Origin of the sequence: Streptomyces sp. NBC_00390, assembly GCF_036057275.1 — a bacterium.
Classification (GTDB): domain Bacteria; phylum Actinomycetota; class Actinomycetes; order Streptomycetales; family Streptomycetaceae; genus Streptomyces.
In genome coordinates this window covers 7,249,907-7,273,419 of the sequence record NZ_CP107945.1, presented here as the reverse complement: position 1 = coordinate 7,273,419, position 23,513 = coordinate 7,249,907, and the positions used below count along the sequence as shown (strand labels likewise).

General features: G+C 70.9%; 16 protein-coding genes. 11 read left to right on the top strand and 5 right to left on the bottom strand.

From position 1 onward, the window contains the following. Window positions 1–3: 3 nt before the first annotated feature. From OHS70_RS32310 to OHS70_RS32290, 5 genes are all read left to right on the top strand, one after another. Window positions 4–825: an SCO6745 family protein gene (locus OHS70_RS32310; protein WP_328403329.1), complete on the top strand. Its 822-nt coding sequence runs from the start codon at window positions 4–6 to the stop codon at window positions 823–825. Between the two features lie 315 nt (window positions 826–1,140). Further along, on the top strand, window positions 1,141–1,563 hold the full coding sequence (locus tag OHS70_RS32305; RefSeq protein ID WP_328403327.1) for a hypothetical protein: 423 nt from the start codon (window positions 1,141–1,143) through the stop codon (window positions 1,561–1,563). Further along, a complete protein-coding gene (locus OHS70_RS32300; RefSeq protein ID WP_328403325.1) occupies window positions 1,553–2,209 on the top strand; it encodes a hypothetical protein in 657 nt (218 codons plus the stop codon). Before OHS70_RS32305 ends, OHS70_RS32300 begins: the two co-directional genes overlap by 11 nt. Window positions 2,210–2,211: 2 nt before the next feature. Further along, the gene (locus OHS70_RS32295; protein ID WP_328403323.1) at window positions 2,212–7,011 is read left to right on the top strand and encodes a putative T7SS-secreted protein; all 4,800 of its coding nucleotides are present in this window, start codon (window positions 2,212–2,214) and stop codon (window positions 7,009–7,011) included. Continuing rightward, window positions 6,999–7,487 carry a hypothetical protein gene (locus OHS70_RS32290; RefSeq protein ID WP_328403321.1) on the top strand — a complete coding sequence of 163 codons (489 nt, stop codon included), beginning with the start codon at window positions 6,999–7,001 and terminating at the stop codon, window positions 7,485–7,487. Before OHS70_RS32295 ends, OHS70_RS32290 begins: the two co-directional genes overlap by 13 nt. Before the next feature lie 65 nt (window positions 7,488–7,552). On the opposite strand, the gene OHS70_RS32285 is transcribed toward OHS70_RS32290, so the two are convergent. Further along, a complete protein-coding gene (locus OHS70_RS32285; RefSeq protein WP_328403319.1) occupies window positions 7,553–7,984 on the bottom strand; it encodes a YjbQ family protein in 432 nt (143 codons plus the stop codon). 84 nt (window positions 7,985–8,068) lie between these two features. Between OHS70_RS32285 and OHS70_RS32280 the strand changes: the two genes are divergently transcribed. Further along, window positions 8,069–9,157, top strand: a complete 1,089-nt coding sequence (locus OHS70_RS32280; RefSeq protein WP_328403317.1) for an NAD(P)-binding domain-containing protein — start codon at window positions 8,069–8,071, stop codon at window positions 9,155–9,157. 14 nt (window positions 9,158–9,171) lie between these two features. Here OHS70_RS32280 and mltG read toward each other — a convergent pair whose 3' ends face one another. From mltG to OHS70_RS32265, 3 genes are all read right to left on the bottom strand, one after another. Beyond that, complete coding sequence (gene mltG, locus OHS70_RS32275) at window positions 9,172–10,041, bottom strand: endolytic transglycosylase MltG (RefSeq protein ID WP_328403315.1); 870 nt, start codon at window positions 10,039–10,041, stop codon at window positions 9,172–9,174. A 92-nt stretch (window positions 10,042–10,133) separates the two neighbouring features. After that, window positions 10,134–10,727 carry a hypothetical protein gene (locus tag OHS70_RS32270; protein ID WP_328403313.1) on the bottom strand — a complete coding sequence of 198 codons (594 nt, stop codon included), beginning with the start codon at window positions 10,725–10,727 and terminating at the stop codon, window positions 10,134–10,136. A 34-nt stretch (window positions 10,728–10,761) separates the two neighbouring features. Beyond that, window positions 10,762–12,570: an ABC transporter ATP-binding protein gene (locus OHS70_RS32265; RefSeq protein ID WP_328403311.1), complete on the bottom strand. Its 1,809-nt coding sequence runs from the start codon at window positions 12,568–12,570 to the stop codon at window positions 10,762–10,764. A gap of 124 nt (window positions 12,571–12,694) precedes the next feature. On the opposite strand from OHS70_RS32265, the gene OHS70_RS32260 reads away from it, so the two are divergent. The 4 genes from OHS70_RS32260 (at window position 12,695) to OHS70_RS32245 (ending at window position 19,878) form a co-directional block, all read left to right on the top strand. Then, window positions 12,695–13,141 carry a MarR family winged helix-turn-helix transcriptional regulator gene (locus OHS70_RS32260; RefSeq protein WP_328403309.1) on the top strand — a complete coding sequence of 149 codons (447 nt, stop codon included), beginning with the start codon at window positions 12,695–12,697 and terminating at the stop codon, window positions 13,139–13,141. A 21-nt stretch (window positions 13,142–13,162) separates the two neighbouring features. Further along, window positions 13,163–16,099, top strand: a complete 2,937-nt coding sequence (locus OHS70_RS32255; protein ID WP_328403307.1) for an FAD-binding and (Fe-S)-binding domain-containing protein — start codon at window positions 13,163–13,165, stop codon at window positions 16,097–16,099. A 177-nt stretch (window positions 16,100–16,276) separates the two neighbouring features. After that, window positions 16,277–18,100, top strand: coding sequence for an ABC transporter ATP-binding protein (locus OHS70_RS32250; protein ID WP_328403305.1), 1,824 nt, complete (start codon window positions 16,277–16,279; stop codon window positions 18,098–18,100). Continuing rightward, window positions 18,097–19,878, top strand: coding sequence for an ABC transporter ATP-binding protein (locus OHS70_RS32245; RefSeq protein WP_328403303.1), 1,782 nt, complete (start codon window positions 18,097–18,099; stop codon window positions 19,876–19,878). The genes OHS70_RS32250 and OHS70_RS32245 overlap by 4 nt, the downstream gene beginning before the upstream one ends. 176 nt (window positions 19,879–20,054) lie before the next feature. Here the strand turns inward: OHS70_RS32245 and OHS70_RS32240 are convergent, their stop codons facing one another. Continuing rightward, window positions 20,055–20,846 (bottom strand): metal-dependent hydrolase, encoded by a 792-nt coding sequence (locus OHS70_RS32240; protein WP_328403301.1) that lies wholly within the window; start codon window positions 20,844–20,846, stop codon window positions 20,055–20,057. 147 nt (window positions 20,847–20,993) lie between these two features. On the opposite strand from OHS70_RS32240, the gene OHS70_RS32235 reads away from it, so the two are divergent. Then, window positions 20,994–23,507 (top strand): DEAD/DEAH box helicase, encoded by a 2,514-nt coding sequence (locus tag OHS70_RS32235; protein WP_328403299.1) that lies wholly within the window; start codon window positions 20,994–20,996, stop codon window positions 23,505–23,507. Window positions 23,508–23,513: the final 6 nt, after the last annotated feature.

The window sequence follows — 23,513 nt, the reverse complement described above, 5'->3', positions numbered from 1 at the left end:
CCCATGAAAACAGCGCGAGCAGCCTGGCGCCGACTCGAGCCCGTACACGGCATGATCTACTTCGTCCCCGAGGCAAGGCGACGGTACGCGGACCTCGGACTGAGCGGACGCGCCGGGTACTTCGCCTCCCGAAGCGCCGCCTTCGGCCAAGCATCCGCTGAGCTGGTCATCTCGACCTTCTACAACTTCAACCCCGGTCTCGTACGGAAAGCGGTCGACGGGGTCTGGGACTCGGCGACGCCGCAGCAGGTGCTGGACGCACGGCACGCCGCCGCGAGCGAGGCCCTGCGACGGGCCGGCATCCACGAACTCCCGTCTTTGGACGAGGTCCTGACGCTGACCCGCAGGGCCGCCGACGCCGCCTGCGAACACGCGCAGGGCCGCCCGCTGTTCGCCGCGCATGCCGCGCTGCCCTGGCCGGAGGAACCGGTGCTGCAGCTGTGGCACGCGCAGACGCTGCTCCGGGAGTTCCGTGGAGACGGCCATGTCGCGTGCTTGCTGAGCGAAGGCGTGGGGGGCTTGGAGGCACTGGTTCTGCACGCCGCCACCGGTGACGTTCCCGTCGACTTCCTCAAGGGAAGCCGCGCATGGCCCGAGGAGAAGTGGGCCGACACCGAGGAGCGCCTGCGCACGCGAGGTCTCCTCGACGGCGACTCCCTGAGCCCGGAAGGCGAACGTCTGCGCCGGCACATCGAGGACCGCACCGACCGCCTGGCCCTTCCCGCCTACGCTGCCCTGGGTGACGCCGACTGCGCACGTCTCGCCGAACTCGCAGGCCCCTTCGGCCAAGCCGTCGTCGAAGCCGGCCTCCTCAAACTCGGCTGACCTCCACCCCCTCACCCGGCACGGAGATCATCAGCGCGGTCGCCGGCGCACTGCCCGGGGAAGCTGAGCCGCACCTGACGGTCCGGGTTGTCGCGGTCGGTGTCCGCCGACCTCCGTAAGCACAACCCCGATCGCAGAGATCGCTTGCCGGCCGGAAACCGGTGGTGTCCGCCCGTCGACCGCAGCGGGACATCAGCCGGTGTCTCTCATGTCGATGAGGTCATTGGGCCCGAAGCGAACCAGCGCGAGAACCGTCCGGCCCGGGATGTGCGTCCTGTTCTACGGTGCCATCGGCCACGATGACGGGGAGGGTCCGTGGAGCAGCCCAGGACGGCATTGGTTGAGCGGATAGCCGAGCAGCGGGCGGGGGTTGGTGATCCGCGGGCGCTGGTCGGTGAGATGCGGCGCTCGGTCCTTCTGGTGCCGACGGCCGACGGTGGTCTGTGGTCGGCGCGTTCGGGCGGGGTGCGGTGGATCTGCGGGTTCACTGACGAGGCCGCACTGGCCCGGTTCGCCCTCCACCACGGGCCGGGTGACCGGCCGATGGACTACGCGGCGCTGCTGGGCGCGCGCATCGTCGACGAGGTCGTGCCCTCTCTGGACGAGCCCGCCGGCCTCGCCGTCGACATCGCCACCGAGGACGGGTCGATGTTCTTCCCGCCGGTCGTCGGCATCGTTCCGGACGGCGTCGCCGTCGACTCCCGTGAGGCAGAGGAGGGGCGCGGCCATGGGCGGTGACGGGGCGGATCTGAACTTCGACAAGGCGTCTGTCACGAAGTTCACCAAGGGCGTGGGCGCGACCATCGACCAGCTCGGTGAACTCGGGGGCGCCACGGGTTCGGTGATGGGCAAGGGCTTCTCGGCGCTGTCGATGACCGGGATGGAGGCTGGGCACCACGGCTTCTCGGTCGAGTTCGAGGACTTCTGCGAGCGCTGGGAGTGGGGTGTGCGCGCCCTGGTGAGCGACGCCAGCGCGATCGCGAACCGCCTCGGCCTGGCGGCGGGCACCCAGTGGGAGCACGACCAGTACGTCGAGGGCGCACTGAAGGTGGGCGTCAACTCCGTCATGGGCGGCAACCCGCACGCCACCGAGGAGGAGATCACCCAGCAGGACTGGGGTGACGTGTTCACACCGGACTACCTGAACCCGGACTGGAGCGCCGAGTCGTGGGACAAGGCCGGTCAGGAGATGGAGCAGACGTGGAAGGACACCGGCCGCACCGTCCTCACCGAGGGCCAGGGCGGCCGGCAGTCGGAGATTCTCAACGACGCGCTCGGCGTATCGGACGACCAGTGGAACCAGGCGCTCGACGACACCTTCGGCCCGTCGCCAAAGGAGCGCGCCCAGCAGGCGCAGCAGCAGGGTGAGTCCGGGGGGAACTGACTGTGGGCTTCGGCGACTTCATCAGTGACATCACGCCGGACTCGGTCGAGGACGCGGTCGAGGACGGCGTCGAGTGGGTCGGCAACCGGGTCGAGGACGCCGGGAACTGGACCGCCGACCGGCTGGACGACGTCGGCTGGGAGTCCGGTGCGGACTGGGTGCGCGAGCAGTCCCGTTCGGTCGCCAACCGGATGGGCGCCGAGGTCGACGAGATGGACCTCGGGCAGACCGAGGACAAGACCAAGCTGGTCTACGGCAGCCCGGACACGATCCGTTCCACCGCCAAGCAACTCCGCGCCTTCCAGAAGTCCTTCGACGACGCGGGCCAGGGGCTCAAGGGGCTCGACTCCTCCCGGCTCAAGGGCGAGGCGGCCGAGGCGCTGCGGGCCGCCGTGCGCACCCAGCCGCCCAAGTGGTTCACCGGTGCCGACGCCTGCGAGAAGGCGGCCTCCGCGCTGGAAGCGTTCGCCGGCACCGTGGTATGGGCGCAGAACCAGGCGCAGACGGCGATCGACATGTGGAAGGAGGGCGTCAAGGCCTCCCAGAACGCGGCCGACGCGCATCGCAAGAGGATCGACGACTACAACAGCGCGGTCGACCGCTACAACGCCCAGCCCGCCGACCAGCGCAACCCGTCCACGCTCCCGCCCTGCCCCGCGCCGACATTCGCCGATCCCGGCAAGAAACTGATGGAGGACGCGCAGGACATCCTCGCCCAGGCCCGCACGCAGCGGAACACGGCCGCGGAGACCGCGCGCACCGCGGTCGCCGCCGCCCGCGACAAAGCCCCTCAGAAGCCCTCGTACGCCGAGCAGTTGGGCGACGGTCTCCAGGAACTGCAGATCATCGGGGACCACGTCGGCGGCGGCATCATCAAGGGCACCGCGGGGCTCCTGAACTTCGTCCGCCAGGTCAACCCCCTGGATCCGTACAACATCACGCACCCGGCCGAGTACGCCACATCCCTCAACAGCCTCGCCGCGGGGCTGGTGGTCGCCGCCAACGACCCTGTCGGCACCGGCAAGCAGATGATCAGCGACTTCATGAAGGACCCGTACGAGGGCTTCGGACGTCTGCTGCCCGACGTCGCGCTGACTGTGGCAACCGGCGGAGGCGGCGCCGCGGTGAAGGGCGTGCGCATCGCCGCGGACATGGCCGACGCCGCGAAGGCGCGCAAGCTGGTCGACAACACCCCGGACGGCACCCACAACCGCCCCGACGCGACCCGCACCGTCGTCGGCACCGACCCGGTGGACCTGGCCTCCGGCCGGATGTTCCTGCCGCAGACCGACCTCGTACTGCCCGGCACGCTTCCGCTGGTCTTCACCCGCCGTACCGAGTCGGGCTGCACGGCCGGCCGGTTCCTCGGCCCGTCCTGGACGTCCACCGTCGACGAGCGCCTGGAGATCGACGCGGTCGGCGTCGTCCACGTCACCGCCGAAGGGCTCCTGGTCCCGTACCCGCACCCGGTCCCCGGCGCGCCCACCCGGCCGGAGACGGGCAGGGCCCGCACCCTGCTGGCCCGCGACACCGACGGCGACTACACGGTCACCGACCCCGACACGGGCCTCACCCGCCGCTTCACGGCCCCGTCCGGCAGCGAGCCGGGCGGCGACGGCATCGCCTGGCTGGAGCGGACCGAGGACCGCCACGGCAACTCGTGGGCCGTGGAGCGCACCGAGGACGGCGTCCCGCTCGCCCTGACCTGTTCGTCGGGCCGGCTGGTCACCATCGCCGTGAGCGACGGCCTGGTCACCGGCCTGTCGTTGGCCGGCGCGGGCGAGGGCGGCGCGGACCTGCCGCTGATGTCCTACGGCTACCAGGACGGCGACCTCACCACCGTCACCAGGCCCTCCGGCGCCGTCACCACCTTCGTCTACGACGACCACCGTCGCGTCATCGCCTGGATCGACTCCAACTCAAGCCGCTACGACTACGTCTACGACGACCGCGACCGCGTCGTGGCCGAGGGCGGCGAGGCCGGCCACGTCCAGATCACCCTGGCGTACACCGACCCCGACCCCGACACCGGCCACCGCACCACCACGCTCACCACCGCCGACGGCCACGCCACCCACCACCTGATCGACAGCCGCTGCCGGGTCCTGGCCACCACCGACCCGCTCGGCCACACCACCCGCTTCACCTACGACACGCGCGACAACACGCTGACCCGCACCGACCCACTCGGCCGCACCACCGCCTTCAGCTACGACGATGACGGCCGCCTGCTCGCCGTCACACGGCCCGACGGCAGCGAACTGCGGACCGTCCGCGGTCCGTTCGGGCTGTCCACGGAGTTCCGCGGGCCGGACGGCGCCCGTTGGTTCCAGGAGTTCGACTCCCGCGGAAACCGCACCGCCGTCACCGACCCGGCCGGCTCCACCACCCGCTACACCTACGACGACCGGGGCAGGCTGACCACCGTCACCGACGCCCTTGGCGCCTCCACCACCGTGCGCTGCGACGCCGCAGGCCTGCCGGTGGAGGTGACCGACCCGGCCGGCGGCGTCACCCGGCTGGAACGCGACGCCCTGGGCCGGACGGTGCGCACCACCGACCCGGTGGGCGGAGTCACGCGTTTGGAATGGACCGCGGACGGCAATCTCGCCCGCCGTGTCGCCCCCGGTGGTGCCACCGAGTCGTGGACCTACGACGGAGAGGGCAACCGCCTCACGCACACCGACGCGATCGGCGGCGTCTCCCGCTTCGAGTACACCCACTTCGACCTGCTCACCGCCCGCACCCGACCCGACGGCGCCCGCCATACGTTCGAGCACGACGCCGCCCTGCGGCTCTCCGAGGTCACCGATCCGCACGGCCTCACCTGGAACTACCGGTACGACACCGCCGGCCGCCTCGTCTCCGAGACCGACTTCGACGGCCGCACCCGCGCCTACCGCTACGACGACGCCGGGCAGCTCACCGCCCGGACCGACGCCCTCGGCCGAACCGTCTCCTACGTCTACGACCAACTCGGCCGGGCGGTCCGCAAGGACGCCGCCGGTGAGGTGACCACCTATGCGTACGACCGGGCCGGACGCCTGCTCCAGGCGTCCGGCCCGGACAGCGAGGTCGCCTATGTGTACGACCGGCGGGGAAGGGTCAAGACCGAACTCGTCGACGGCCTCGCCATGAACTACGCCTACGACACCCTGGGCCGTCGGGTTCGCCGTACCACCCCCACCGGTGCGACCACCGAGTACGGCTACGACGCCGCCGGCCGTACCGCTCGCATGACCGCCGGCGGCCGCGAGGTCACCTTCACCCATGACGAGGCCGGACGGGAACTGGAGCGCGTCTTCGGCGGCGCACTCACCCTGGCTTCCGCGTGGGACGAGGCCGGACGGCTCTCCTCCCAGCACCTGACGGTCGGCGACCGCTCCCTCAACCACCGCGGCTACTCCTACCGCGCCGACGGCCATCTCACCTCCCTGACCGACGCGTTGTCGGGTCTGCGCACCTTCGATCTGGACACGGTCGGACGCGTCACCGCCGTCCATGCCCAGGGCTGGACCGAGCAGTACGCCTACGACGCCGCGGGCAACCAGACGGCGGCCTCCTGGCCCGGCTCCCACCCGGGTCACGAGGCCACCGGCCCCCGCGTCTACGCGGGCACCGCCGTCACCCGGGCCGGCGACGTCCGCTTCGAACACGACGCTCTCGGCCGTGTCGTCCTCCGTCAGAAGACCCGTCTCTCCCGCAAGCCCGACACCTGGCGCTACGAGTGGGACGTCGAGAACCGCCTCACCTCCGTCATCACCCCCGACGGAACACGGTGGCGGTACCGCTACGACCCGCTGGGCCGCCGTACCGCCAAGCAGCGCCTCGCCGCCGACGGCGAGAGCGTCGCCGAGGAGGTCCGTTTCTCCTGGGACGGCGGGACCCTGTGCGAACAGACGGTCCACACGCCGGACCTGCCGCACGTGGTCGCCCTCACCTGGGACCACCGCGGCTTGATCCCGCTGTCCCAGACGGAACGCCTCCTCACCCCGGACGACCGCCAGGAGGAGATCGACCGGCGGTTCTTCGCCATCGCCACCGACCTCGTGGGCACGCCCACCGAGCTGGTCGACGAATCCGGCGAGATCGCCTGGCACGCCAGAAGCACCCTCTGGGGCACCACCGCCTGGACCCGGTCCACCACCGCCTACACCCCGCTGCGCTTCCCCGGCCAGTACTACGATCCCGAAACCGGTCTCCACTACAACCTGTTCCGCCACTACGACCCGGCGACCGGGCGCTACACCTCCCCGGATCCCCTCGGCCTGGCCCCTTCGCCGAACCCGGTCGCCTATGTGCACAACCCGTTCACGGTCTGCGACCCCCTCGGCCTGTCGCCCTACTCACGGTTCAAGGGCCTGGGCTGGCTGACGGAGAAGCAGCTCGAACGCCCGTCGTTCCGGTACCAGCGGCTCGTCACCGACCAGAGCTACGAGCAGCAGTGGATCCTGCCGGACGGTCGGGAGGTCCATGTCGACGGCGGCCCGCGTGACGGCTGGGTCACCGAGGCCAAGTGGACCGGCGGCGACAACCACGCCGAGTGGGAGTCGTCGCCGTACAACCCCGATTTCGAGTTCTACAACGAGAGCCGAATCACCACACAGACCGAGAAACTGCTCGCCCTCAACGAGGATCTCGGGGGCAAGGGAGTTCGCTATATGGTGTCCAATGAATGGGGTGCCGCGCATGTGAACGAGGTGCTGTCCAAGGCTTTCCCCGAGGCCTATGCCAGCGGGCAGCTGAAGGCGTATCACGTGCCCGGCAACGGCATGAGTGGAATGAGTTCATGGCTGCAGTGAACGCGATGCTGGAAGAGCTCCGGGGCCTCGTCCCGCTGACCCCCGAAGGCGCGGCGGCAAGGTTCACGGCCCAGGAGTGGGCGCCCGGGGGCAAGCCCCGCGACCGCGTGGAGACGTCCTGGCGCAAGGACGGCATCCGGGGGTGGATCCAGACGTTCCGCAGCGGGGCGGTCCGCGTCTCGTTCGCCGTCTGGATCCGCGATGTCGACGAGTCGGGTTACTTCGACGACCTGGACGCCGTTTACGAAGAGGGCGAGCGGGTGCTGACGGGGTTCCTCCCCGAGATCGAGGAATCCCCGCTCGCCGGCCACCTCGCCGAGGCCGAGCAGACGGCGGCGGACAAGGACGAGTTCATCGCGGTGCGGAAATGGGCCCTGGACGGCCGGGTCCTGACCGCCGGTGTGGTCCAGCAGGACACCGATCTCCCGGTCATGGTCGTGATCGCGCTGGAGGAGCCCGCGCCCACCTCCGCGTGACCCCGTTCCACCCTCGCGGGTCTTCCCGCGCTTGGTGCGGCCGGAGATGGCTCCTGCAGGCGGGCCTAGTCGCTGCCACCCAGAAACGACAGCCGCACCTTACGGTCGGCATTGTCCCTGTTCGTATCGACCAGGCAGACGGACTGCCACGTGCCGAGCTCCAGACGTCCCCCGAGCACCGGGAGTGTGGCGTGCGGCGGTACCAGGGCGGGCAGGACGTGGTCACGGCCGTGACCGGGGCTTCCGTGGCGGTGCTGCCAGCGGTCGTCGGCGGGGAGCAGCGCGTGCAGGGCGGCCAGCAGGTCGTCGTCGCTGCCGGCGCCGGTCTCGATGACGGCCACCCCCGCCGTGGCATGCGGCACGAACACATTGAGCAGGCCGTCCCGACCCTCCGCGTTCTTCCTGAGGAACCGCTCGCAGGCGGGGGTCAGATCGGTCACCGTCTCGTCCGAACCGGTGGCGAGGCTGATCGTCGTGGTGATGAAGGGTCCAGGCATGGGGCCATCCTCTCGCTCCCGCCGCGCGACGTGCGCATCCGCCGGCGCGGGAAGATCCCGGGGACCCGCCCTGTTGGTAGAACCGTGAACAACTTCGGGGTCCGCGAGACGGACGTGGCCGTCATCGGCGCCGGACAAGCGGGGCTGTCCAGCGCCTACCACCTGCGGCGGGCGGGCCTGGCGTCCGGCCGCGACTTCGTGGTGCTGGACCACGCCCCGCGGCCCGGCGGCGCCTGGCAGTTCCGCTGGCCCTCGCTGACGTACGGCAAGGTGCACGGGATGTACACCCTTCCGGGCATGGAGCTGAACGGGGCCGACGACACACGCCCGTCCTCCGAAGTGATCGGCGAGTACTTCGCCGCGTACGAGGAGCGCTTCGATCTGCGCGTGCGACGGCCTGTCGATGTGACGGCCGTGCGCGAGGGCGAGGGGGGCCGGCTGCTGGTCGAGACCTCCGAGGGCGCCTGGTCCGCGTGGGCCCTGGTCAATGCGACCGGGACCTGGGACCGCCCCTTCTGGCCGCGCTATCGGGGGCAGGAGACCTTCCGGGGACGGCAGCTGCACACCGCGCACTACCCGGGGCCCGAGGAGTTCGCCGGGCAGCGCGTGATCGTTGTCGGCGGCGGGGCCTCGGGAACGCAGCATCTGATGGAGATCGCCGAAGTCGCGGCCGGTACGACGTGGGTGACGCGACGGCCCCCCGTCTTCCGCGAGGGGCCCTTCGACGAGAACGCCGGCCGGGCGGCGGTCGCCATGGTGGAGGAGCGCGTACGCCGCGGCCTGCCGCCGCAGAGCGTTGTCTCGGTCACCGGGCTGCCGCTGACCGATGCGGTCCGGCGAGCCCGGGCGAACGGCGTGCTGGACCGGCTGCCGATGTTCGACCGGATCACCCGGACAGGCGTGGCCTGGGACGACGGACGAACCGTCGAGGCCGATGTGATCCTCTGGGCGACCGGCTTCAGGGCCGCGATCGACCATCTCGCGCCGCTGCGGCTGCGCGAGCCCGGTGGAGGAATCCGGGTGGAGGGCACCCGCGCGGTACGGGACGCCCGCGTCCACCTCGTCGGGTACGGGCCGTCGGCATCGACGATCGGCGCCAACCGGGCCGGGCGGGCCGCGGTCCGCGACATCAGGCACCTGCTGGAGCGCGCCCGCGAGCCGGCGCCGGCCTGAGGGCCGCGGCGCACTCACCCGGGAGTGCCGCCCCGTTCCCGGTTGGCGTTGAACTCCTCGACGTTTCGCTGGTGTTCCTCGTAGCTGCTGGTGAAGCGGGTGTCGCCCGGCCCCACGGTGACGAAGTACAGCCAGTCGCCGGCAGGCGGTGCGATCGCCGCGCGCAGGGCGACCTCGCCCGGATTGCCGATGGGGGTGGGCGGCAGCCCTTTCTGCGCGTAGGTGTTGTACGGGCTGGCCAGCCGGGTGTCCTTGGCCGTGGTGTCCACGGTGCTGCGCCGCAGCGCGTAGTTCAGTGTCGAGTCCATCTGCAGCGGCATCGCGCGGGCGAGCCGGTTGTGGATGACCCGGGCCACCTTGCCCATGTCGGTGGGCGTGTCGGCCTCAGCCTGCACGATGCTGGCGATGCTCACCGCCTGATACACGCTCAGTCCGGTGCGGCGGGCCGGCTTGAGGATGCGTTCGGTCCCGAAGCGGGCGTGGGCGGTGTTGACCATGAAGCTGAGCAGACTCTTCGGGGTCGTCCGCGCGTCGATCGGGTACGTGGCCGGGAACAGGTATCCCTCGGGGTTCTCCTTGGCCTCGGCCGGCAGCTTCAACTTCATCCGGGCGGCGGTCCTGCCCGTGGTTCCGGGTGCCACCTCCAGGGCCTTGTCGACGGCGTCGTACACCTGCGTGGCGCGCCATCCCTCGGGGACGACCAGAGACTTCGGAAGCGGCTCGGTGTCCTTGGTCTCCCTGGCGTCCATGATCAGCAGCGGCACCAGCACCGCTGCCGCCGTCACCAGGGCCGCGCTCACGATCAGTACCACCCGGCCGCGGCGGGTCAGGCGGTATCTGCGCCGTCGGCGCCCGAGCCGGTCCAGCGAGGGCTCGTTCGTCATACGAGCACGCTAACGCGGCGGACGTTCTGATTCCGGAAAGCGCCGCCGCTCCCCGCCCGTGGGAGCAGCGGGGCCTTCGGTGTGGGAGGCGGTCAGCGCGCGAACGGCGGCAGCGCGGCGAACTCGGGAGCCACCTGTACTGCTTCGGCGAGCGCGGCGAGCGTGCGCCGGACCCGGCTGAGCGGATGGTCGGGGAACTGGGTATCCCACTGGGCGTGGTCGGCGGCATGGAACGGCAGTCCGCCCTGCACCTCAGGTGCGTACGGGTGGGGGCGGAAGTAGTTGTCGTGGCCGACCTGGGCCATGACCATCGCCTCGCGCATCCCTGTCATCCCGCGCTCGGGGGCCTGGATCTTCACCACCGTGCTGCACTGGGCACGGGGCACGGTGAAGCTCCCGATGAATGCCTGTCCGGAGGGCTGTCCGGGGAGCGGCAGCTTGAGTATCTGGCGCAGCGCGGGCAGCGGGCCGAGCGATTTGACGGTTGCCTCGATCAGACCGCCGCCCGCCTCGGCGGTGCGGTGGGTCAGGGCGGCGCGCAGTGCGGGTCCGTCGTCCAGCGAGGCGGGCAGGTCCGGAGGCAGGTCGAAGAAGTGCAGCGACAGCACATCGCCTTCGTCGCTCGCCCAGACATCATGGTCGACGGGCCGGTAGCCCGGCAGGTCGACTCCGATCAGTGCTCTCATGGGCCGCGATCATGCCGCACGGTGCCCGGGTGTGTCAGGGGGTGGCGGGGGCCAGCTGGGCGTCCCTGCGCACGAGTGCGGCATATCGGTCGTCCCGGTCCAGCAGTTCCTGATGGCTGCCGCGCTCGGCTATCCGGCCCGCATCGAGCACCACGATCTGGTCCGCGTCCCTGACCGTGGAGAGCCGGTGGGCGATGGTGATGGTCGTCCGACCCCGGGAGAGCGCTTCGATGGCCCGCTGCACGGCGTGCTCGGTGCGGGTGTCCAGGGCGCTGGTCGCCTCGTCGAGGATGAGGACGGGCGGATCGCGCAGGATGGTGCGGGCGATGGCGAGCCGCTGCTTCTCGCCGCCGGAGAAGCGGTAGCCGCGCTCGCCGACCAGGGTGTCGTATCCGTCGGGCAGGCCCGCGATGTGGTCGTGGATCTGCGCGGCGCGGGCCGCGGCGTGGATCTCCTCGTCGGTGGCGTCCGGCTTTGCGAAGCGCAGGTTCTCGGCGACGGAGGCATGGAAGAGATAGGTCTCCTGGGAGACGACCCCCACGGCCCGGGCGAGAGTGTCGAAGTCGAGATCGCGCACGTCGACGCCGTCGATGGTGACCCGGCCGCCGGTGACGTCGTACAGCCGCGGCACCAGATAGCTCAGGGTGGACTTGCCGGAGCCGGTGGGCCCGACGACGGCGAGGCTGCCGCCCGCGGGCACGGTGACGTCGATGGAGTCGAGTGTCGGGCGCAGTTGCAGGGGGTCGTAGGCGAAGTCGACGTCCTCGAAGCGCACTTCGCCGCGGACCTTGTCGAGGGCGACGGGCCGGTCGGGCTCGGTGATGTCCACCGGAAGATCGAGATACTCGAAGATCCGCTGGAACAGCGCGAGAGAGGTCTGCATCTGCACCCCGGTGGAGAGCAGGCTCACGGCGGGCCGGAACAGACCCTGCTGGAGGGAGACGAAGGCGACGAGCGTGCCGATGGAGATGGCGGGGCCGCCGGTCCGGAGCGCGAGTCCCGCGGCCCAGTAGATGACGGCCGGCATGGCAGACATGACGATTCCGATGGTGGCCATGCGCCAGCGACCGGCCATGCTGGAGCGCACCTCGAGGTCGACCAGGCGCTCGGACTCGTCGGCGAACGACCTGGTCAGCGAGTCGGCGCGGCCCATCGTCCGGCCGAGCAGGATGCCGCTGACCGAGAGGGACTCGGTGACGGTGGCAGCCATCGCGGCCATCTGCTTCTGCCGTTGCGTGGTGATCTTCTTTCGCTCCCGGCCGACGATACGGCTGATCCACACGAACAGCGGCAGGAGCAGCAGCGAGACGGCGGTGAGCCGCCAGTCCAGCGCGAGCATGGCGACGACCGTGGCGACCACGGCGGTGAGGTTGGAGACCAGGGAGGTGGCGGTGGAGGTCACGGTCGCCTGCATGCCGCCGATGTCGTTGGCGATGCGCGACTGGACCTCTCCGGTGCGGGTCCTGGTGAAGAACGCGAGCGGCATGCGCTGCAGCTGGGCGTAGACGGCGGTGCGCAGGTCGTGCATCACGCGCTGGCCGACGGTGGTGGAGATCAGGGTCTGGAGCACGCCGAAGACGCTGGTCATCACGGCCGTCACGATCATGCCGAGGGCGAGCAGGCCCAGCAGCCCCGTACGCCCTTGCGGGATCGCGGTGTCGAGGATCTCGCGCAGCAGGAACGGCGAGGCGACCGAGACGAGTGACGCGGCGCCGACGAGCAGTCCGACGACGGCGAGGCGGCCTCGGTAGGGGCGGAACAGCCGGAGAATGCGCCGCACCTGCGCCGGGGGCTGGTCGGGTTTCCTGGGCGGCGGTGTCCAGCCGGGGTCGTGGGGGTGCAAACGGGCTCCTTCGGGAATCGGCGTCGCGGACAGCGGCTCATGATCGAGCACAGCACAAACCTTTGCGAGCTTAGCTCACTGTTACCTGACTTCACAATGAGCGGACTCCTGATATTGTTCCCGTATGAGCACACCCGACGCCGACGGCCTGCTCGCCGAACAGCTGCTGCGGCTGACCCGTCGGCTCCACCGCAGCCAGAAGCGCCAGCTGGAGTCCGCGGACATCGCCATCACGCCCGCGCAGTCGCGCCTGCTGCGCACGGTCGCCCACTTCGAGAGCCCGCCGCGCATGGCCGATCTCGCCGACCGTCTCGAGGTGGTCCCCCGAGCGGTGACCAGCCTGGTCGACGGTCTGGAGGCCGGCGGCTGCGTGCGCCGGGTCCCCGACCCGACCAACCGCCGTGTGATCCGCATCGAGATCACCGACACCGGCCGCACCACACTCCGGGCGCTGCGCGACGCGCGCCGCGCCGCCGCGGAGGACATCCTGGCTCCATTGACCGCCGATCAGCGCGAGGTGTTCGGCGGGCTGCTGTCCACCCTGGTCGACGGGCCGGGGCCGCGCTGCTGACGCCGCCGATGGGACCGTGACATGCCGCTGCTGGAGCCGAAGCCGGAAGCACTCCGCCCAGGGACAAAGCGCAGGCCGTCCCCCGACCGGGTGACGGACCGGCTGGCTTCCGGCACGCCCGAGCCCTTGCGCGGTGAGCTCATCGCCCTGCTCGGCCCGGACAAGGTCCTGTGGAAGGTCTCGGATCTGGTCCGCTACGCCTCCGACGCCAGCCCGTACCGCTTCGTGCCCCAAGTCGTCGTGGTGCCCGAAGACATCGACGACGTCTCGGCGGTGCTCTCGTACGCGCACGGCAAGGGCCGCAAGATCGTCTTCCGTGCCGCGGGCACGTCGCTCAACGGGCAGGCACAGGGCGAGGACATCCTGGTCGACGTGCGCCGTCACTGGGCAGGCATCGACGTGCTGGACGACGGCGCGCGGGCCCGGGTGCGGCCCGGGACGACGGTCGTGCGCGCCAATGCCGCCCTCGCCCGGCACGGCCGGGTGCTCGGCCCTGACCCGGCGAGCGCCGTGGCCTGCACGATCGGCGGGGTCGTGGCGAACAACGCGTCGGGCATGACGGCCGGGACGACGCGCAACTCGTACCGGACCGTCTCCTCGCTGACGTTCGTCCTGCCGTCCGGCACCGTCGTGGACACCGGCGAGCCGGACGCCGACGCGCGTCTCGCGCTCGCCGAGCCGCGGCTGTGCGCGGGTCTGACGGCCATCAAGGCGGAGATCGAGGCGGACCGTGAGCTGACGGCCCGTATCCGCGCCAAGTACGCGATCAAGAACACGAACGGCTACCGGCTCGACGCCTTTCTGGACGCCGCGACACCCGTGGGGATCCTGCGCGGGCTGATGGTCGGCTCCGAGGGCTCGTTCGGATTCATCTCCGAGGTCGTCTTCGACACCCTCCCTCTCGATCGCGAGGTCGCCTCCGCGTTGCTGTTCTTCCCCTCCCTGCCCGCGGCCGCGGGCGCCGTCCCGCACTTCAACGACGCGGGTGCACTGGCCGTGGAGCTCATGGACCGCAACACCCTGCGCGCTTCGGTGAGCGTCGCCGGTGTGCCCGCCGACTGGGCCGGTCTGCCGGACGGCACGGCGGCGCTGCTGGTCGAGTTCCGGGCCCCCGACACCCGCGACCTCGATGCGTACGAGCTGGCCGCGGCCCGTGTGCTGGCCCGACTCGAGCTGGTGGCCCCCGTGCCGTCCGTCACCAACGCGTTCACCCGTGACCCACGCACGATCGCCGGCTACTGGAAGGCGCGCAAGGCGTTCGTCACGGCGGTGGGCGGGGCGCGCCCGCCGGGCACGACGCTGATCACGGAGGACTTCGCGGTGCCGCCCGTGCGGCTGGCCGAGGCATGCGAGGCGCTGCTGGAGCTGCAGACCCGGCACGGTTTCGACGCGGCGGTCGCCGGCCATGCCGCGCACGGCAATCTCCACTTCCTGCTCGCCTTCGACGCCGCCCTCCCGGAGGACGTGGGCCGCTACGCCGCGTTCATGGACGAGTTCTGCCGGCTGACGGTGGAGCGTTTCGACGGCTCCCTGAAGGCCGAGCACGCCACCGGACGCAATATCGCCCCCTTCCTCGAACTGGAGTGGGGACCGAAGGCCACCGAGCTGATGTGGCGCACGAAACAGGTCATCGACCCCGACGGGGTGCTGGCCCCCAGGATCGTCCTCGATCGCGATCCCGCGGCGCATCTGCGCGGGCTGAAGACCGTTCCGGCCGTTGAGGCGATCGCCGATCCGTGCATCGAGTGCGGCTTCTGCGAACCCACCTGCCCCAGCCGTGATCTGACCACGACGCCACGTCAGCGGATCGTGCTGCGCCGGGAGATGATGCGGCAGCCGGAGGGTTCACCGGTCGAGCAGGGCCTGCTCGACGCCTATGGCTACGACGCCGTCGACACCTGTGCGGGTGACTCGACGTGCAAGCTGGCGTGCCCCGTCGGCATCGACACCGGTGCGCTGATGAAGGACTTCCGGCACCGGCGCCACTCGGCACACGAGGAGCGCATCGCCGAACTGACGGCGCGGAATTTCCGTGCCGTCGAGGCCTCGGCCCGGCTCGCGGTCGCCGCGGCGGACCGGGTCGGCGCGCGGCTGCTCACCTCGGCGACAGGGCTCGCCCGTAAGGCGGTACGCCCCGATCTCGTTCCCGAGTGGCTGCCGCAGATCCCTGGCGCGGCTCCCCGCAGGCTGCCCCGTACGCAGCGCGTCGGCGCGGCCGCCGTGTACTACCCGGCCTGCGTGAACCGCATCTTCGGCGGCCCCGACGACGGTCCACGGACCGGACTGGCCGCCTCGCTGCCCCGCGCGGTGGTCGCGCTGTCGGCCCGCGCCGGCCGGCCGGTCTGGATTCCGGGCGATGTGGCAGGCACATGCTGCGCGACGATCTGGCACTCCAAGGGGTACGAGGCGGGCGCCCGGCTGATGGCCAACCGCATCGTGGAGGCCGCCTGGGCGTGGACCGTCGGCGGCACCCTGCCCCTGGTCGTCGACGCCTCCTCCTGCACGCTCGGCATCGCCCATGAGGTGGTCCCGTATCTCACCGACGGCAACCGCGCACTGCATGGCGCGCTGACGGTCCTCGACTCCCTCGTCTGGGCCGCGGAGGAGCTGCTCCCCCGGCTCACGGTGCTGCGCAAAGCCGGCTCCGCGGTGGTGCATCCCACGTGCTCGATGCGGCATCTGGGTGACGAGGCGCAGCTGCGCGCCCTTGCTCAGGCGTGCGCGGAGAAGGTCGTGGTTCCCGATGACGCCGCCTGCTGTGCCTTCGCGGGCGACCGCGGAATGCTCCACAAGGAGCTGACGGAGGCGGCCACGGCCCGTGAGGCCGCCGAGGTCACCGCCCGGCACTACGACGCCCATCTGTGCGCCAACCGGATGTGCGAGATCGGTATGGAGCGGGCGACGGGTCGCCGCTACTACTCGGCGCTGCTGGAACTGGAGCGCGCGACCCGTCGCTGACCCCGTGGGCAGAGCCGTGCACCGGTCGCGCGGGAACGCTCCGTCCGGATGCGTCCGACGCGGTGGACGGACCATGGCGCATTCTGTGCCGTCTCGCCCGAAATTCGTTTGCTGCCGGCGACCTCGGAGAGCGAACCTTGCACGTCCGAGCGGTATTTCCGAACGATCTGGGACGTCATGCAGATTCGCGATCTTCCGTATCCCGATCCAGGTGTACCGGATGTACGGTCTGGCCCCCGGTTCCTCTTCTGGCTCGGGCGCAACCAGCTCGGCGGTCAGGTCAAGTCGCTGTGCTGGGGGCTGCTGCACTTCGTGTCCGTGATGTCGCTGCCGTACGGCGTGGGTCTTGCCGTGCAGGCCGTCGTGGAGCGCTCCGGGACGGCACTCGCCCTCGCCGGCGGGCTGATCGCGCTCGCCGCGGTCGGGATCGCGTCCGGCGACACCATGCTCCACCGTACGGCCGTCACCAACTGGATCACCGCCGCCGCCCGTACCCAGCAGCTGCTGGCCCGCAGGGCCGCCGAGCTGGGCTCTGCGCTCACCCGGCGGGTTGCCGCCGGTGAAGTGGTCGCGGTGTCCACCGGAGACGTCGAGAAGATCGGCTGGTTCGTGGAGGCCGTCTCCCGGTTCCTGGCCGCCGCCGTCACCGTCGTGATCGTCTGTGCGGCGCTCCTGGTGTACCAGCCGGCCCTCGGTGTACTGGTCGCGATCGGCGTGCCCGTGCTCGCGCTCGGTGTGCTGCCGCTGCTTCCCCGGGCCACCCGGCTCGCGGACACCCAGCGCGAGAAGGCGGGCAGGGCCACCGAGTTGGCCTCCGACACCGTCGCGGGCCTGCGGGTGCTGCGGGGCATCGGCGGTGAGGAGCTCTTCCTCGAACGCTACCGCCGTGCGTCGCAGGAGGTGCGCAGGGCCGCCGTCCGCAGCGCCCGCATGTGGTCGCTGATCACGGCACTCCAGGTGCTGTTTCCGGGCCTGTTGCTGATCACCGTGGTCTGGTACGGCATCGGGCTGGTCGGCGACGGCAGGATCGAGATCGGTGAACTGGTCACCGTGTACAGCGCGGTGATGCTGCTGAGCTACCCGCTCCAGCACTTCCAGGAGATGGCCATGGCGTACTCCTTCTCCAGGCCCTCGGCCCGGCGCGCGGCCCGGGTGCTGTCGCTGGAGCGGGCTTCGGCCGGCAGTGCGGAGTCGACCGGCACTTCGCCTGCCGGCGATCTGTACGACCCTGCCTGCGGGCTGCTCGCCCCGGCCGGTGAGCTGACCGCCGTCGTGTGTGGGGATCCGGACGCGGCGGGCCGGCTCGCTGAACGGCTCGGCGGGCATGTCGCCGACCCGGACGGGCTGCCGTCCGTGCTGCTCGGGGGTGTGGCGCTGGACGAACTGCCGCTGGACGGCGCCCGCGCCGCGGTACTCGTGCAGGACAAGGACCCGGTGCTGCTGTCGGGCACCCTGACCGAGCTGCTCGATGTGCCTGCGTCCGGTGCCGTGTCGCCTGCCGCGGCGCTGGCCGCGGCCGAGTGCGGGGATGTGCTCGAGGCCCTGGCACAGGCGTCGCTGGACGGGGAGCCGTCGGGCGCGCCCATCACCGAGCGCGGCCGCTCGCTGTCCGGCGGGCAGCGGCAGCGGCTGGCCCTGGCGCGTTCGCTGGTGACCGATCCCGAGGTACTGGTGCTCGACGAGCCGACCTCGGCCGTGGACTCGCACACCGAGGCGCGGATCGCCGAGGGGGTGCGGGCGCTGCGCAGTGGACGTACGACCGTGCTCTTCACCTCTTCGCCGCTGCTGCTCGACCGGGCCGACCGGGTCGTCCTGGTCCACGAGGGCGAGGTGGCGGCGGTGGGCCTGCACCGTGAACTGCTGTACAAGGAACCGCGTTACCGAGCCGTCGTGACCCGCGAGACGGAAGCGGAACAGCTCGCCCTGGCGCAGGAGTTGAGCGAAACCACCATCGACGGGCTCGAGGCCGTCGGATCCATCGACATCGAGGAGTCGGCATGATCGGCGTGGCGCCGCCGGAGTACGATCCGGCGGCTCCCCGGACGGCGAACACCCTGCCGGTGGGCACGCCGGCGACCGTGCGGGCGTATGCGGCCGAGCTGGTCAGGCGGCACCGCCGCGCCTTCGCCCTGCTCATCGCCGTCAACACGGTCGCGGTCACGGCCTCGATGGCGGGGCCGTGGCTGCTCGGTTCACTCGTGGAGCGGGCGGCGGACGGGGCGCGCGAGCTGCATCTGGAGCGCACGGCCGCGCTGTTCGCGCTCGCCCTGGTCGTCCAGGCGGTGTTCGTACGTCTGGTGCGGCTGCGCGGCGCGATGCTCGGTGAGCGGATGCTCGCGGATCTGCGCGAGGACTTCCTCGTGCGGTCCGTCGGGCTGCCGCCGGGCGTGCTGGAGCGGGCCGGTACGGGCGACCTGCTCTCCAGGATCACCACGGACATCGACCGGCTGGGGAACGCGATGCGTGAGGCCGTGCCGCAGCTGACGATCGGTGTCTTCTGGATCGTTCTGCTGCTCGGAGGGCTCGCCGTGACCGCGCCGCCCCTCGCGCCGGCGGTGCTGGTGGCGGTGCCGGTGCTGGTGATCGGCTGCCGCTGGTACTTCAAACGGGCGCCGGCGGCCTACCGCTCGGAGGCGGCCGGGTACGCGGCGGTGGCCGCCGTGCTCGCCGAGACCGTCGACGCCGGACGGACGGTGGAGTCGCACCGGCTCGGGGCGCGCCGGGTGACGCTGTCGGACCAGCGGATCAAGGAGTGGACGGCCTGGGAGCGGTACACGCTGTGGCTGCGCTCCGTACTCTTCCCGGTCATCAATGTCACGCATGCGACCGTGCTCGGATCGGTCCTGATGATCGGCGGCGTGTTCGTCCTGCAGGGCTGGATCGGCGTCGGGCAGCTGACCACCGGGGCACTGATCGCGCAGATGATGGTGGACCCGGTGAACCTCATCCTGCGCTGGTACGACGAACTCCAGGTCGCTCAGGTGTCGTTGGGCAGGCTCGTGGGCGTACGGGAGATCGAGCCCGCCGCGGGCGACGCCCAGGTCCGGCCCGAGGGACGCGCGGTCCGCGCGGACCAGGTGCACTTCGGGTACCGCGACGGTGTCGATGTGCTGCACCGTGTCTCGATGGATGTGGCGCCCGGTACGCGCCTGGCGCTGGTCGGCCCGTCGGGCGCGGGCAAGTCCACTCTGGGCCGGCTGCTCGCGGGCATCTACGCGCCACGGGCGGGCCAGGTCACGCTCGGGGCGGCCGAACTGTCCCGGATGCCCGCCGAGCGGGTGCGTGAGCATGTGGCTCTGGTCAACCAGGAGCACCACGTGTTCGTCGGCTCGCTCCGCGACAACCTGCTGCTCGCGCGGACGGGGGCCGAGGACGCGGAGCTGTGGGCGGCCCTGGGCGCGGTCGACGCGGACGGGTGGGCGCAGGGCCTGGACGACGGCCTGGGCACCGAGGTCGGCTCCGGCGGCCTCGCGCTGACCCCGGCCCAGGCCCAGCAGATCGCGCTGGCCCGCCTGGTACTCGCGGACCCGCACACGCTGGTCCTGGACGAGGCGACGTCCTTGCTGGACCCGCGCGCGGCCCGGCACCTGGAGCGCTCACTGGCCCGGGTCCTCGACGGCCGTACGGTCGTGGCGATCGCCCACCGGCTGCACACCGCACACGACGCCGACGTGATCGCCGTCGTCGAGAACGGCCGCATCAGCGAACTGGGCAGCCACGACGAGCTGGTAGCCGCGGACGGGGCGTATGCGGCGCTGTGGAGGTCCTGGCATGGATAGCTCGCCCGAGTCGGAGACGGCCTGCACTCACGGTGCGGCCGCAGATTCGGGGGATACGGGCCGGTACGTGGCTCACCCGGCACGGCTCGCGGGTGCACCGCTGGTCGCTGCCGTGACCGTGCAGGCCCGGGGCGGGGGCGCGTAACGGCGCCCGCCCGGGCCGCGGCCGAGCCACGTCAGATGACGTTCAGCGCCGCCGCCCCGCCCACTCCCCCGAGCAGCATGAACACCGGCATCAGCACCTTCAGCTCCACCCAGCTCCCCGCCCGGAACCGCATCGCCTTCGGCGGCCCGACCGGGTACCAGCGCTTGCGGCCCACCGGTATGGGCCACAGGATCGGGCAGCCCGAGATGGTGAGCGCGTCGCCGATGTCGTGGACGAGGGCGCCGAGCACGATCGGCAGCCCCAGCCAGAGGTATTCCTGGCCGGGGGCGGTGAACAGCCAGTCCGCCCCGTTGCCCGGCTTGTCCAGGACGCCCGCCAGGATCCACGCGCTGGTCGCGCCCAGCAGCCACACCAGGACATCGCTGGAGACGCGGGCGGCCCGCCACAGCAGGCCCTCGACCGCCAGGACCAGGTGGATGAAGAGGATCGCGAGGACCGCCCAGCGGCCCCCGAAGATCGCGAGGGCCGACGTGCCCGCGCCGATCATGACCGCCCACAGCCAGGTGTGCGTCAGCGTGCGGTGGCCGCCGGTCCTGCGCTTGTCGCCGGGCTTCTTCGTGGCCTTGTAGACGGCGTACGACAGCCTGTCGACGATCTCGCACAGGCTCCGCGACACCGGCCCGAACGCCCGCGATATCGTCGCCGCCTTGTGGTCCAGGTCCGGCGCCAGCGCCGCTCCGGCGCAGATCAGCGCGCCGACGACGAGGACGGGCCACGGCATCGGATGGCCGGCGGCCGCGGTCGCCGCGCCCACCCCCAGCCAGGCGGCCGCCCCGGACAGAGAGTGCGCCGGTCCCATCATGTGCGTGTCCCCGCCCCATTGCAGTTGTGGTGAAGCCCAGTTGACAGGGCAGGGTACCTCCCGTGATCTTCCGCTCTGCGGCCGGTTCCCCGTCGGGGGCGGGCGGCCGGTTCCCCCATCCGGGGGGAAGCCAGGCAAGATGGGGGCGTGACCCTTATCGATCAGCTCCCGCCGAACGCCGACCCCGATGCCCTCTTCGAAGCCTTCTCCTCATGGGCCGAGGACCGGGGTATCGCGCTCTACCCGGCTCAGGAGGAGGCGCTGATCGAGGTGGTCTCCGGGGCCAACGTGATCCTTTCCACCCCCACCGGCTCGGGAAAGAGCCTGGTCGCGGCGGGTGCGCACTTCGCGGCCCTGGCCCGGGACGAGGTCACGTTCTACACCGCGCCGATCAAGGCCCTGGTCTCGGAGAAGTTCTTCGACCTCTGCAAGCTCTTCGGCACCGAGAACGTCGGCATGCTCACCGGCGACGCCTCCGTGAACGCGGACGCGCCCGTCATCTGCTGCACCGCCGAGGTCCTGGCCTCCATCGCGCTCCGGGACGGCAAGAACGCCGACATCGGCCAGGTCGTGATGGACGAGTTCCACTTCTACGCGGAGGCGGACCGCGGCTGGGCCTGGCAGATCCCCCTTCTCGAGCTCCCCCAGGCACAGTTCGTGCTGATGTCGGCGACGCTCGGCGACGTCTCGATGTTCGAGAAGGACCTGACCCGCCGCACCGGCCGTGACACCGCCGTCGTGCGCTCCGCGACCCGTCCCGTACCGCTGTCGTACGAGTACGTCACGACGCCCATCACCGAGACGCTGACCGAGCTGCTCGAGACCAAGCAGTCTCCGGTCTACATCGTGCACTTCACTCAGGCGCAGGCGGTCGAGCGCGCCCAGTCGCTGATGAGCATCAACATGTGCACGCGCGAGGAGAAGGACCGGATCGCCGAGCTGATCGGCAACTTCCGCTTCACCACCAAGTTCGGGCGCAATCTCTCCCGGTACGTACGCCACGGCATCGGCGTCCATCACGCCGGCATGCTGCCCAAGTACCGCCGCCTCGTCGAGAAGCTCGCCCAGGCCGGTCTGCTGAAGGTCATCTGCGGTACGGACACCCTTGGCGTCGGCGTCAACGTACCCATCCGTACGGTGCTGTTCACCGCGCTCACCAAGTACGACGGCAGCCGTGTCCGCACGCTCCGCTCCCGTGAGTTCCACCAGATCGCGGGCCGCGCCGGCCGGGCCGGCTTCGACACCGCCGGCTTTGTCGTGGCCCAGGCGCCGGAGCATGTGATCGAGAACGAGAAGGCCCTCGCCAAGGCGGGCGACGATCCGAAGAAAAAGCGGAAGGTGGTCCGCAAGAAGGCCCCGGAAGGCTTCGTCGCCTGGTCCCAGAACTCCTTCGAGAAGCTCATCGCCTCCGACCCCGAGCCGCTGACCTCCCGCTTCAAGGTCACCCACGCCATGCTGCTGTCGGTGATCGCCCGTCCGGGCAATGCGTTCGACGCCATGCGCAAGCTTCTGGAGGACAACCACGAGCCGCGCAGGCAGCAGCTGCGGCACATCCGCCGGGCCATCGCGATCTACCGCTCCCTGCTTGACGGCGGCGTGGTGGAGCGCCTCGACACACCGGACGCCCAGGGCCGGATCATCCGGCTCACCGTCGACTTCCAGCAGGACTTCGCGCTCAACCAGGCGCTCTCCACGTTCGCCCTCGCCGCCTTCGATCTGCTGGATCCCGAATCGCCGTCGTACGCCCTGGACATGGTGTCGGTCGTGGAGTCCACCCTGGACGACCCGCGCCAGATCCTCGCCGCCCAGCAGAACAAGGCCCGCGGCGAGGCGGTCGGCGCGATGAAGGCCGACGGCGTCGAGTACGAGGAGCGGATGGAGCGGCTCCAGGACATCTCGTACCCGAAGCCGCTGGAAGAGCTGCTCTGGCACTCGTACAACGTCTACCGGAAGTCCCACCCGTGGGTCGGCGACCACCCGGTCTCGCCGAAGTCCGTCATCCGTGACATGTACGAACGGGCGCTGTCCTTCACGGAGTTCACGTCCTTCTACGAACTGGCCCGCACCGAGGGCATCGTGCTGCGCTATCTCGCCGGCGCGTACAAGGCGCTCGACCACACCATCCCGGACGATCTGAAGACCGAGGACCTTCAGGATCTGATCGCCTGGCTGGGCGAGATGGTCCGCCAGGTCGACTCCAGCCTTCTCGACGAGTGGGAGCAGCTGGCGAACCCCGAGGTGGAGACGGCCGAGGAGGCCCAGGAGAAGGCCGACCAGGTCAAGCCGGTCACGGCGAACGCCCGGGCGTTCCGGGTACTGGTGCGCAACGCCATGTTCCGCCGTGTCGAGCTCGCCGCGCTCGACCGCGTCGGCGAGCTGGGCGAGCTGGACGCCGAGTCGGGCTGGGACGAACAGGCGTGGGGCGAGGCGATGGACAAGTACTGGGACGAGTACGACGACCTCGGCACCGGCCCGGACGCCCGCGGCCCGAAGCTGCTGTCCATCGAGGAGGATGCGCGGCACGGACTGTGGCGGGTGCGTCAGACCTTCGCCGACCCGAACGGCGATCATGACTGGGGAATCAGCGCGGAGGTCGATCTAGCGGCCTCCGACGAGGAAGGCCGCGCCGTCGTGCGTGTCACGTCCGTCGGCCAGCTGTGAGAGGAC

What these genes read in the sequence shown, in the direction of transcription:
- OHS70_RS32310 (WP_328403329.1), top strand. Translation starts at nt 4, where the DNA reads ATGAAAACAGCGCGAGCAGCCTGGCGCCGACTCGAGCCCGTACACGGC.
- OHS70_RS32300 (WP_328403325.1), top strand. Translation starts at nt 1,553, where the DNA reads ATGGGCGGTGACGGGGCGGATCTGAACTTCGACAAGGCGTCTGTCACG.
- OHS70_RS32290 (WP_328403321.1), top strand. Translation starts at nt 6,999, where the DNA reads ATGGCTGCAGTGAACGCGATGCTGGAAGAGCTCCGGGGCCTCGTCCCG.
- OHS70_RS32285 (WP_328403319.1), bottom strand. Translation starts at nt 7,984, where the DNA reads ATGCCTGGACCCTTCATCACCACGACGATCAGCCTCGCCACCGGTTCG.
- mltG (WP_328403315.1), bottom strand. Translation starts at nt 10,041, where the DNA reads ATGACGAACGAGCCCTCGCTGGACCGGCTCGGGCGCCGACGGCGCAGA.
- OHS70_RS32270 (WP_328403313.1), bottom strand. Translation starts at nt 10,727, where the DNA reads ATGAGAGCACTGATCGGAGTCGACCTGCCGGGCTACCGGCCCGTCGAC.
- OHS70_RS32260 (WP_328403309.1), top strand. Translation starts at nt 12,695, where the DNA reads ATGAGCACACCCGACGCCGACGGCCTGCTCGCCGAACAGCTGCTGCGG.
- OHS70_RS32255 (WP_328403307.1), top strand. Translation starts at nt 13,163, where the DNA reads ATGCCGCTGCTGGAGCCGAAGCCGGAAGCACTCCGCCCAGGGACAAAG.
- OHS70_RS32250 (WP_328403305.1), top strand. Translation starts at nt 16,277, where the DNA reads ATGCAGATTCGCGATCTTCCGTATCCCGATCCAGGTGTACCGGATGTA.
- OHS70_RS32245 (WP_328403303.1), top strand. Translation starts at nt 18,097, where the DNA reads ATGATCGGCGTGGCGCCGCCGGAGTACGATCCGGCGGCTCCCCGGACG.
- OHS70_RS32240 (WP_328403301.1), bottom strand. Translation starts at nt 20,846, where the DNA reads ATGATGGGACCGGCGCACTCTCTGTCCGGGGCGGCCGCCTGGCTGGGG.